Origin of the sequence: Burkholderia sp. HAN2018 (assembly GCF_024704855.1) — a bacterium.
In the GTDB taxonomy this organism is placed as follows: domain Bacteria; phylum Pseudomonadota; class Gammaproteobacteria; order Burkholderiales; family Burkholderiaceae; genus Burkholderia; species Burkholderia cepacia.
Window position 1 is genome coordinate 1 of the sequence record NZ_QOBB01000233.1, and the last position, 10,626, is coordinate 10,626.

11 protein-coding genes are annotated in these 10,626 nt (G+C 68.7%); 6 read left to right on the plus strand and 5 right to left on the minus strand.

Going from position 1 to position 10,626, the window contains the following annotated elements; genetic code table 11:
- Window positions 1-149: 149 nt before the first annotated feature.
- On the plus strand, window positions 150-1,163 hold the full coding sequence (gene ltaE, locus DPV74_RS34310) for a low-specificity L-threonine aldolase (RefSeq protein WP_027790371.1): 1,014 nt from the start codon (window positions 150-152) through the stop codon (window positions 1,161-1,163).
- 123 nt (window positions 1,164-1,286) lie between these two features.
- Here the strand turns inward: ltaE and DPV74_RS34315 are convergent, their stop codons facing one another.
- Together DPV74_RS34315 and DPV74_RS34320 are read right to left on the minus strand one after the other, a co-directional pair.
- Entirely contained in the window at window positions 1,287-1,499 is a 213-nt protein-coding gene (locus DPV74_RS34315; protein WP_119338807.1) for a DUF1059 domain-containing protein, read from the minus strand.
- A gap of 166 nt (window positions 1,500-1,665) precedes the next feature.
- The gene (locus tag DPV74_RS34320; RefSeq protein WP_119338808.1) at window positions 1,666-2,571 is read right to left on the minus strand and encodes an HTH-type transcriptional regulator ArgP; all 906 of its coding nucleotides are present in this window, start codon (window positions 2,569-2,571) and stop codon (window positions 1,666-1,668) included.
- Between the two features lie 293 nt (window positions 2,572-2,864).
- Between DPV74_RS34320 and DPV74_RS34325 the strand changes: the two genes are divergently transcribed.
- From DPV74_RS34325 to DPV74_RS34335, 3 genes are all read left to right on the plus strand, one after another.
- Window positions 2,865-3,518, plus strand: a complete 654-nt coding sequence (locus DPV74_RS34325) for a peroxiredoxin (RefSeq protein ID WP_027790373.1) — start codon at window positions 2,865-2,867, stop codon at window positions 3,516-3,518.
- A 124-nt stretch (window positions 3,519-3,642) separates the two neighbouring features.
- On the plus strand, window positions 3,643-4,713 hold the full coding sequence (locus tag DPV74_RS34330; protein WP_027790374.1) for a rhodanese-like domain-containing protein: 1,071 nt from the start codon (window positions 3,643-3,645) through the stop codon (window positions 4,711-4,713).
- 124 nt (window positions 4,714-4,837) lie between these two features.
- Entirely contained in the window at window positions 4,838-5,497 is a 660-nt protein-coding gene (locus tag DPV74_RS34335) for a glutathione S-transferase family protein (RefSeq protein ID WP_021164299.1), read from the plus strand.
- Between the two features lie 99 nt (window positions 5,498-5,596).
- On the opposite strand, the gene DPV74_RS34340 is transcribed toward DPV74_RS34335, so the two are convergent.
- The 3 genes from DPV74_RS34340 to DPV74_RS34350 all read right to left on the minus strand — a co-directional run bounded on the left by DPV74_RS34340 (window position 5,597) and on the right by DPV74_RS34350 (window position 8,377).
- Window positions 5,597-6,289 (minus strand): phosphatase PAP2 family protein, encoded by a 693-nt coding sequence (locus DPV74_RS34340; RefSeq protein WP_021164300.1) that lies wholly within the window; start codon window positions 6,287-6,289, stop codon window positions 5,597-5,599.
- A 475-nt stretch (window positions 6,290-6,764) separates the two neighbouring features.
- Window positions 6,765-7,403 carry a 2-hydroxychromene-2-carboxylate isomerase gene (locus DPV74_RS34345; RefSeq protein WP_119338811.1) on the minus strand — a complete coding sequence of 213 codons (639 nt, stop codon included), beginning with the start codon at window positions 7,401-7,403 and terminating at the stop codon, window positions 6,765-6,767.
- Window positions 7,404-7,555: 152 nt separating this feature from the next.
- Window positions 7,556-8,377: an IclR family transcriptional regulator gene (locus tag DPV74_RS34350; RefSeq protein ID WP_119338809.1), complete on the minus strand. Its 822-nt coding sequence runs from the start codon at window positions 8,375-8,377 to the stop codon at window positions 7,556-7,558.
- A 172-nt stretch (window positions 8,378-8,549) separates the two neighbouring features.
- On the opposite strand from DPV74_RS34350, the gene DPV74_RS34355 reads away from it, so the two are divergent.
- Both DPV74_RS34355 and DPV74_RS34360 read left to right on the plus strand, forming a co-directional pair.
- A complete protein-coding gene (locus DPV74_RS34355) occupies window positions 8,550-9,536 on the plus strand; it encodes a hydroxymethylglutaryl-CoA lyase (RefSeq protein WP_119338810.1) in 987 nt (328 codons plus the stop codon).
- The coding region (locus DPV74_RS34360) for a CaiB/BaiF CoA-transferase family protein (protein WP_162923217.1) at window positions 9,533-10,626 on the plus strand (1,094 nt) is incomplete at its 3' end. The genes DPV74_RS34355 and DPV74_RS34360, both read left to right, overlap by 4 nt.

Below are 10,626 nucleotides of genomic sequence, written 5' to 3' on the forward strand. Positions count from 1 at the left end.
GGCGTGCCGCATCGCGTGCCGGTGCGCCGTGCTCGCGTCGACCGTCGGCCGTCGGCACACACACGCTGCGTGAATTGCGTACACTCTGAGTCTCGTTTCGGCAGGGCCGGGCGCATCGGTTCCGGTCCGCGTTTACCCAGGACTCAGCGATGATCGATTTACGCAGCGATACCGTGACACGTCCGAGCCAGGCAATGCTGGCCGCGATGACTGCCGCCGAAGTCGGCGACGACGTATGGGGTGACGACCCGACCGTGCTGCGCCTGCAGGCGGTGATGGCCGAGCGGGCCGGCAAGGAAGCCGGCCTGTTCTTCCCGAGCGGCACGCAGAGCAACCTCGCCGCGCTGATGGCCCATTGCGAACGCGGCGACGAGTACATCGTCGGCCAGCTCGCGCACACCTACAAGTACGAAGGCGGCGGTGCGGCCGTGCTGGGCAGCATCCAGCCGCAGCCGATCGAGAACGCGCCGGACGGCACGCTGCCGCTCGCGAAGATCGCCGCGGCGATCAAGCCGATCGACAATCACTTTGCCCGCACGCGCCTGCTCGCGCTCGAAAACACGATCGGCGGCCAGGTCTTGCCGGAAGGCTATGTCCAGGAAGCCACCGCGTTCGCGCGCAGCCGCGGGTTGGCGCTGCATCTCGACGGCGCGCGCGTGTGCAACGCCGCCGTCGCGTCGGGCCGTTCGATCGCCGAGCTGTGCGCGCCGTTCGACACCGTGTCGATCTGCTTCTCGAAAGGGCTCGGTACACCGGTCGGCTCGGTGCTGGTCGGCAACCGCGTGCTGATCGAGCGCGCGCAGCGCTGGCGCAAGGTGCTCGGCGGCGCGATGCGGCAGTCGGGCATTCTCGCGGCCGCGTGCCTGTATGCGCTCGACCACAACGTCGAGCGGCTCGCGGACGATCACGCGAACGCCGCGCATCTCGCGGCGGGCCTCGCGCGCATCGACGCGGTGAAGGTGCTGTCGCACGCGACGAACATGGTGTTCGCGCAATTCCCCGAAGCCGATTGCGCGCCGCTCGAGGCGTGGCTCAAGGAACGCGGGATCCTCACGCAGATGCTGTACGCGTCGCGCTTCGTCACGCACTGCGACGTGTCGCGCGCGGACATCGATACCTTCGTCGACGCGGTCGGCGCGTATTTCGCGCAGCGCCGCGCGTAACGGGGAATGCGCCGGCCGGCGGGAGAGCCGGCACGAGGTGGCGCGAAGCAGGGAGCGAAGAGGCGACGGGGGCGACGGGGGCGACGGGGCAACCCGTCTGTCGATATCGGGCGAGCCGGCGGATTACGCTTGCCGGGGTACGTCGGCGGGTGGCGTGCCGTCGCGGAACAGCGCTTTCAGTTGCGTGCGCAGTTCGGCGCTGTCGGTGTGCTGGTGCACCAGCACCGCGTGTTGCACGGCGGCCTCCAGCAGTTCGTTGTCGGAGTCGGCGGAAATCGCGACCGAGCAATGCGTCGCGCTGGGAAACTCGCGGCAATCGATATAGCGGCGGGACATGATGTTCTCCTTGCGGGAAAGGGAACGGCCGGATGTGCGTGATCGGCCGCGCGGCGCGTTCGCGAGGCCGATGGAAAAAGTATAGGCGGCGCGGCAGGGTTTCTCGCCGCAATGCGTACCGCGCCGCGCGCCATGCACCGCCGTGGCGGTGTCGATCACCCGCGCGTCACGGCAGCGGCGCGAGCAGCCGGCGCGCCGCCTCGACGACGCGTTCGGACAACGACGCCATCGTCGGCGACTGCACGGTCCACGCGTGCCAGTACAGCGTGACGTCGGTCGGATGCGCGGGCGCGAGATCGACGAGCCCCTGCGCGTCGAGCGGTGCGGCGCCGATCAGCGGCTCCGGCACCATCGCGTAGCCGAGCCCGTGCCGCACCGCCGCGAAGTGCGAATGGGTGCCCGGCACGTAGTGGCACGGGTAGGCGCCCTCGGGCAGCCCGAACTTCTCCTTCAGGAACGACGACTGCAGCGTATCGCGCCGCGAGTACGCGACGACGGGCGCCTTGCGCGCGCTCGTGCGGTTCAGCCCGCGCGGGAACCAGCGCACCGCGAACGCGGCGGCCGCGAGCAGCCGGTAGCGCATCGTGCCGAGCGGCGTCGCGAGGCAGCCGCGCATCGGCTTCGGCTCGGTCGTCACGCAGCCCACCGCCATCCCGCTTTCGAGCAGCGCGAACGTGTGGTCCTGGTCTTCGACGATCAGCTCGAACAGGATGCGCTCGCCGGTGAGTACGGACGTCAGTGCCGGGAGAAACCACGTGCCGAGGCTGTCGGAATTGAGCGCGATCGTGACCGAGATCGGCGATTCGCGCTCGGTCGCGAGCGTGCTTTGCAGGTCGGCCTGCAGCAGCGCGACGCGGCGCAGGTGCTGCAGCACGCGCTGCCCGGCCACCGTCGGGCGGCACGGCCGCGTGCGCAGCACGAGCGGCGTGCCGAGGCTCGCTTCCAGTGCGCGGACCCGCTGTGTGACCGCTGATGCGGTCACGTGCAGGCGCACGGCCGCCTGCTCGAAGCTGCCCGTGTCGGCGACGGCCAGCAGTGCGGCGGCCTGCTTAGGATCGATCGTCATCGACATGTCGGCGGCATTCCTGTGAACGTAAGACGAGAGGAGCCGCTAGTGTAAGGCAGCCCGCGCGCGCGCCCGGTTGCGGCGCATCGTGCTGCCGTGCCGCATTGGTCGTCGGAATCGGCCAAGGCATGACGCACACCGCACACCGCATCCCGGTGGTGCGCGCATTTTGAACTAGGCTATATGAACGCGCGGAACCCGGGCATGTGCCATGCCTGCACTCCGCGCGCGGACGATCGCGCGTCGCGCGCAAGCCGCGGCGCGGGCGTCGTGACGATTCCCATTTGACGGAGACGAACATGTCGATTCGACTAGGCGAGGACGCGCCCGATTTCACCGCGGAGACCACCGAGGGAACGATCCGCTTTCATGAATGGATCGGCGACCATTGGGCGATCCTGTTTTCCCATCCGAAGGATTTCACGCCGGTATGCACGACCGAACTCGGCTACATGGCCGGGCTCAAGCCGGAATTCGACAAGCGCAACACGAAGATCATCGGGCTGTCGATCGATCCGGTCAGCGATCACCGGAAGTGGGTGGCGGATATCGCCGAGACGCAGGGTCACGCGGTCAACTATCCGCTGATCGGCGACGACGAGCTGAAGGTCGCGAAGCTGTACGACATGATTCATCCGAACGCGAGCGGCGGCCCGCGCACGGCGGTCGACAACGCGACCGTGCGCTCGGTGTTCGTCATCGGGCCGGACAAGAAGGTCAAGGCGATGCTCGTTTATCCGATGAGCGCGGGACGCAATTTCGACGAGGTGCTGCGCCTGCTCGACGCGTTGCAGCTCAACGCGCAGCATACGGTGGCGACGCCGGTCAACTGGCGGCCCGGCGACGATGTCATCATTCCGACGTCGGTGTCGGACGATGCGGCGAAGCAGAAGTATCCGCAGGGCTTCCGGACGCTGAAGCCGTACCTGCGTTACGTGACGCAGCCGGGCTGACGCGCCGTGCCGGCCGGATGCCGGCAGTGCAGGACCACGACGGGGCGGCCCGCGCGGCGGCCGCGGCGACAGCGGCGGCGCGGGCCGGACAATGCGCATCAACCAGCGACGGAGCGATTTCGCGATGATCTTCCGGCAACTCTTCGACCCGCAATCGTCGACGTATACGTACCTGCTCGCCGACCGCGCGTCGCGCGAAGCGCTGCTGATCGATCCGGTGTTCGAGCAGGTGCGCCGCGACGCGGCACTGCTCGACGAGCTCGGGCTGCGGCTCGTCGCGACCGTCGACACGCACGTGCATGCCGATCACGTGACGGGCGCGTGGCTGCTGAAGCAGCGCACGGGCAGCACGATCGCGATCTCGGCCGCGAGCGGCGCGCAGGGCGCCGATCGTTATCTGAACGACGGCGACCGCTGTGCGTTCGGCGCGCGCTACCTGACCGTGCGCGCGACGCCCGGCCACACGAGCGGCTGCATCAGCCTCGTGCTCGACGACGAATCGATGGCGTTCACCGGCGATTGCCTGCTGATCCGCGGCACCGGCCGCACCGACTTCCAGCAGGGCGACCCGCGCGCGCTGTATCGCGCGGTGCACGGCCGGCTTTTCACGCTGCCGGCCGCGTGCCTGCTGTATCCGGCGCACGACTATCGCGGGCTCACGGTGACGAGCGTCGGCGAGGAGCGGCGCTTCAATCCGCGCCTCGGCGGCGATCTGAGCGAAGACGATTTCGCGGGCTACATGCGCAACCTCGGGCTCGCGCACCCGCGCCAGATCGATGTCGCGGTGCCGGCGAACCTTCAATGCGGCGTCGCCGCGAACGCGCCCGATGCGCAGGCGGCACCCGACTGGGCGCCGCTCGTCTATACGTTCGCCGGGTTCTGGGAAATCGATCCGCAATGGCTCGAGGATCATTTGCAGGCGGTGCAGGTGGTCGACGTGCGCGAGCCGGACGAATTCACGGGCCCGCTCGGTCACCTGCCCGGCGCGATGCCGATTCCGCTCGGCGAACTGGCCGCGCGTGCCGGCGAGATCGCGCGCGACCGGCCGGTCGTGACCGTGTGCCGGGCCGGCGGGCGATCCGCGCAGGCGACCGTGATCCTGCTGAAAGCCGGCTTCGACACGGTCGCCAATCTCGGCGGCGGGATGCTGCGCTGGCGTGCCGAGGGGCGCGTCGTGATGGACGGCCGGTCGTAACGGCACAAGTCGCACGACAAAAAATTCCGGACCGCTGTCGAAACGGCCGGGTGCCGTTCGTCGTCAAGGTATCCGATCACGTGGCGCCGCACGACGCGGCGCCGAAACCCGGAGAGACCGCACGATGATACCGACGCTTTACGCCCATCCCTTTTCGTCCTACTGCCAGAAGGTGCTGACCGCGCTGTACGAGAACGGCACGCCGTTCGCGTATCGCGTGCTCGCGCACGACGATCCGAAGCCGATGCAGGAACTGGCCGCGCTGTGGCCGCTGAAGCGCTTTCCGGTGCTGGTCGACGCCGGCCGCACCGTGATCGAGGCGTCCATCATCATCGAGTACCTCGGCCTGAACCATCCGGGCCCCGTGCGGCTGCTGCCCGACGATCCGCACGCGGCGCTCGAGGTGCGCACGATGGATCGTTTCTTCGACAACTACGTGTCGACGCCGCAGCAGAAGGTCGTGTTCGATGCGCTGCGGCCGGAAGCCGAGCGCGATGCGCGCGGTGTCGCCGATGCGCGCGCGATGCTCGACACGTCGTATGCGTGGCTGGACAGGAAGATGGCCGATCGCGAATGGGCGGCCGGCGACCGCTTCAGCCTCGCCGACTGCGGCGCAGCGCCGTTCCTGTTCTATGCGGACTGGACGCACCGGATCGATCCGTCGTTCGCGAACGTGATCGCGTATCGCAAGCGTCTGCTGGCGCGGCCGTCGTTTGCGCGCGCGGTCGACGAGGCGCGGCCGTATCGCCCGTTCTTTCCGCTGGGCGCGCCCGATCGCGACTGAACGGCGCGGGCGTCGCGCGGCGCGCCGACGCCGCGCATGGCCGGCAGCGCGTGCCGGGGCGACGGAACGAAAGCAGCGGCAGCATCGCGGCGTCCCCCGTTACATCGTGCGGGTGGCCGACTGCGCGAGCGTCAGCAGTTCGTCGAACTGCGTGATCAGCTCGAAGCACAGCAGGAACGCGAGCGTATAGGCCGGCGCGGGGAAGCGCCGGATCGTCGCCAGCACCTGCGGCGCGAAGCGCGAGCGGATCGCGTCGCGCGTCAGCAGCCATGCGATCGCGATGCCGATCGCGGCGCCGGCGATCAGGTCGGTCGGGTAGTGGAAGCCGAGATAGGCGCGCGGCACGCAGATGAACACGACCGCATACAGCAGCGCGAGCACGCCGACGCGGCGCGCGATGATGAAGATGCCGGTGGCGATCGCCATCCACAGCATCGCGTGATCGCTGGGAAACGAACTCCATGCCTGCAGCGTGGCCGCGCGCAGGCCTGCCGACGGGAAGTGCAGGTGCAGTTCGGGGTTGTAGATCGGCCGCACGCGGAACGGCAGCACCTGGGCGAGCAGCCGGCCGAACGCGAGCGCAATGAGCCCGCTCGCGATCGTCGCGACGACCAGCTCGCGCTGCCGCTCGCGGTTCGGGCCCGGCTGGAACCACAGCCAGCACAGCACGGGAATGAGCACGAAGCCCTTGAACGTGTACAGGCCCGCGATCACGCGGATCGCGTGATTCATCAGCGGTCCGAACGTGATGTGGGTGAGGAAGGTCTGGATCGTGGTATCGAAATTGTTCATGTCGTGCGATCCCGGCGGACGCCCGATGCATCGCGCGCGGCCGGCCGGATCTGGAAGCGCGCTCGCACCGGAGCGCAACGGGGGGCAAGTATGTCACCCGTTATTTCGAAGAAAATGCGAAAAAATACCGGGAATCCCCTGATGAAACGGGGCTGTGCGATGGGGCCGGATGGGCGGGCGCCGTGTGGCGGGGGGATCGGAATCGTCCGATATTTCCGCGTCGATGCGCGCGGCCATCGGAAAAATAATCGGTAGAACTGGACAGTCGCGCGGGCCGGTCTGGATCTTGCACCGGATGAGCGGTTCTCGCGCCGGATGCGCGCGAATCTGCCGGGCCGCGCGGCGTCATGCGTGCGCCGATCGAAAATAAAAGAAAAGGCGGGCAAGCCCTGTGGGCCTGCCCGCCATGTGCGTGCGGTGCGGAAATTCGGCGGCGCCGGATTCGTGCCGTGAGCGCCGGGCGGCCGCGGCGCCGTCAGCCGCGCCGGATGCCTTCGGGCAGTGCGCTGATGCGGCGCACTTCGGGCGAATCGAGCCACGCGCGCGACGTCGCGCAGTCGGCGAACATGTCGGTCGCATCCTCTCCCCAGAACAGGTCGCCGTCGAGTTCGAAGGTCGGCACGCCGAATACGCCGTGCGCGATCGCATCGTCGGTGTTCGCGCGCAGCGCGTCCTTGACCGGCTGGGCTTCGACGGCCGTCACGCCTTCCGGGAAGCCGACGGCTTCGCACAGTGCGGCGAAGCCTTCCGGCGTCGACACGTCCTGGCCGTCGCGCCAGATATGCCGGAAGATCCGGCGGATCGCGTCGGGCGAACTGCCCATCGCGATCGCGAGACGCAGCGGCCTGATCGGATTGAACGGGTGCGCGGGCGGCATCCGGAACGCAATGCCGAGCTTGTCCGCGCGATATTGCGCGTGGCGATAGGTGAAGACGCGTTTCGCCGCGATCTCGGCCGGCGCTTTCTGGCCCCAGTGTGAGAGCAGTGCGCCGAGCACGATGGGCCGCGGCTCGAACGCGGCGGCGGCCGGCAACCGGTCGAATTGTTCCTGCTGCAGGTAGGCGAATGGCGACACGAAATCGAAATACCAGATGGCGGTGCGCGCGGCGTTCATGGTGGCTGCCCTCATGGGTGTCCGGTTGGCGGTGGCATGCGCGGCACGCCCGCAGGCGGCGCGCGATGCATGCATCGGCGGCCAGTGTCGCACGCGGCTGCCCTTTGCGTTGTTGCTGCAGCGCTGTTGCGTGGCGGGGCGCGCGCCGCCGGTCATGACGCCGTGTCGCCGTGGCCTGCTGCCGGCGCGAACTGCGCGAGGCTGTCACGTACGGCCGCCGCATCGTAGCGCGCGCCTGCGCCGCCGAGCGCCACGGTCGCCTTCTGCGCGAGCGGCAGCAGCATCGCGAGCGCTGCCGCCATGGCCGGTGCGGCGGCGAGCCGCGATTTCGGGCCCGACACGGTCAGCGCGCCGACACACTCGCCGGCCGCATCGAACACGGGTACGGACGCCGAAGCCGTCTCGGGGTCGCGCTCGCCGTACGACGCGGCCCAGAGTCGTTCGCGCACGTCGTGCCATTGCGCATCCTGCGTGTCGGTGAACGCCAGCAGCACTTTCCCGGACGCGCCCTGGCGAACCGGAAATTCCTCGCCGACACGAATCGACACGCGCACCGCGCGGGCGGGCTCGACCCGGTACAGCACCGAGCGCATGTCGCCCTGGCGCACGTAGAACGATGCCGTTTCGCCGAGTTCGCGGCTGAGCGTTTCGAGCAGCGGCTCGACCACCGGGCCGACCCGGAACGAACGCTGGTACAGCGCGGCGAGCCGCAGCGGCTCGTGCCCGATCGCGTACTGGCCGTCGTCGAGCTTGCGCATGAAGCCACCATGCTCGAGCGCGGCGAGCAGGCGCAGGATCGTGCTCTTGTACAGCCCGGTGCGGCGCGACAGCTCCGCGAGCGACAGCCGGTCGTCGGTCTGCCCGAAGGCGCGGAGGATCGCGAACGCGCGATCGAGGACGGCGACGCCGCTGGACGCTTCTTCGGCCGGCGAATCGGGCTTGCTGCCGGCGTGATCGGTGTGAGTCGTAGGCACTGCCTGCTTCCTTCAGAGGATGATCGGTCGACTATATCGTTCTGCCTGACAGAACTCAAGTTCCAGAAAATCGCAATTTCACGGGTATACCCCGCTTACAGCGCGTTCGACGTACGCTTAGAGTTCTATCAAACAGAACGATGTTCTTTCAGATAGAACGATGGAGTGTCAAATGAGCGTTTCCGAATATCCGAAGGTACTGGTCAGCGAGGTCGGGCCGCGCGACGGCCTGCAGAGCATCCGGGCCGTGATGCCGACGGCCGGCAAGCTGCGCTGGATCACGGCGCTGGCCGCGGCCGGCTTGCGCGAGATCGAGGTCGGGTCGTTCGTGCCGGCGAGGCTGTTGCCGCAGATGGCCGACGTGCGCGAAGTCGTTGCGCATGCGCGGGCGATTCCGGGGCTGCATGTCGCCGCGCTCGCGCCGAACCTGCGCGGCGCCGAGGGCGCATTCGAAGCAGGCGTGCACAAGCTGACGCTGCCGGTATCGGTGACGGAGGCGCATTCGCTGGCGAATATCCGCAAGACGCCCGCGCAGATGATCGACGAGGTGCGCGCGATCGTCGCGCTGCGCGATGCGCGGTTCCCGTCGGTGCAGATCGAGGCGGGCGTGTCGGTCGCGTTCGGCTGCACGATCGCGGGCGCCGTCAGCGACGACGAGACGATCGCGATGGCGGTGGCGATGGCCGAATGCGGGGTCGACGAGATCGGGCTGTCCGACACGAGCGGCTATGCGAACCCGGCGCAGGTGCGCCGGCTGTTTGCCCGGCTGCGCCGGGAAGTCGGCGACAAGGCGGGCGGCGCGCATTTCCACAATACGCGCGGGCAGGGGCTCGCCAACGTCGTCGCGGCGCTCGACGCGGGCGTGACGACGATCGATGCGAGCCAGGGCGGCCTCGGCGGTTGTCCGTATGCGCCGGGTGCGACCGGCAACATCGTTACCGAGGATCTCGTGTTCCTGCTCGAATCGGCGGGATTCGACACGGGTATCGACGTCGACGCCCTGCTCGCCGCGCGCGCGATCCTGCACGCGGCGCTGCCGGCCGAGGCGTTGTACGGCCATGTGCCGGACGCCGGTTTGCCGAAGGGCTTCCGTTACGCGGACGGCCGTTCTCCAGCCGCGCCACAACCGGAAGGATGCCTGGCGGGAGTCGCGCAATGAACGGCCGCCAACCCGCTTCGATGCTGCCGTACGCCGGCGTCCGCGTGATCGAGATGACGCACATGGTGATGGGCCCGACCTGCGGGATGCTGCTCGCGGATCTCGGCGCGGAAGTCATCAAGATCGAACCGATCGCCGGCGACAGCACGCGCGCGCTGCGCGGTTCGGGCGCGGGATTCTTCGGGATGTTCAACCGCAACAAGAAGAGCCTCGCGGTCGACGTGAAGGATCCGCGCGGGCTCGAGATCGTGCTGCGGCTCGTCGCGACGGCGGACGTGTTCAGCGAGAACTTCAAGAGCGGCACGATGGACCGGCTCGGCCTCGGTTATCCGGCGCTGCACTCGCTGAATCCGCGCATCGTGTACGTGTCGCACAAGGGTTTCCTGCCGGGGCCGTACGAGCATCGCACCGCGCTCGACGAGGTGGTGCAGATGATGGGCGGCCTCGCATACATGACCGGCCCGGAGGGGCGGCCGCTGCGCGCGGGCGCGAGCGTGAACGACATCATGGGCGGCATGTTCGGCGCGATCGGCGCGATGGCCGCGCTCGCGCAGCGCGAGCGCACCGGCCGCGGCCAGCAGGTGCAGAGTTCGCTGTTCGAAAACAACGTGTTCCTCGTGGCGCAGCACATGATGCAGTTCGCGGTGACGGGGCAGGCCGCATCGCCGATGCCGAGCCGGATTTCCGCGTGGGCCGTCTACGACGTGTTCTCCGTGAAGGACGGCGAGCAGATCTTTCTCGCGGTCGTGTCGGATACGCAGTGGGCGTTGTTCTGCGATGCGTTCGGGCTGGCTGCGCTGAAGGACGATGCGCGCCTCGCGACCAACAACCTGCGCGTGCAGGCGCGCGAGTGGCTGCTGCCCGAACTGCGCGCGCGGCTCGCGCCGCATTCGGCCGCGGAGATCGGCGCGATCTTCGAGTCGATCGGCCTGCCGTATGCACCGATCACCAGGCCGCAGGACCTGTTCGACGATCCGCACCTGCTGGCGACGGGCGGCCTCGCGGACGTGACTTTGCCGGCCGATGCGAGCAGCGCCGGGCGGCCGGTCGACACGCGCACCGCGCTGCTGCCGCTCACGCTCGCGGGCGA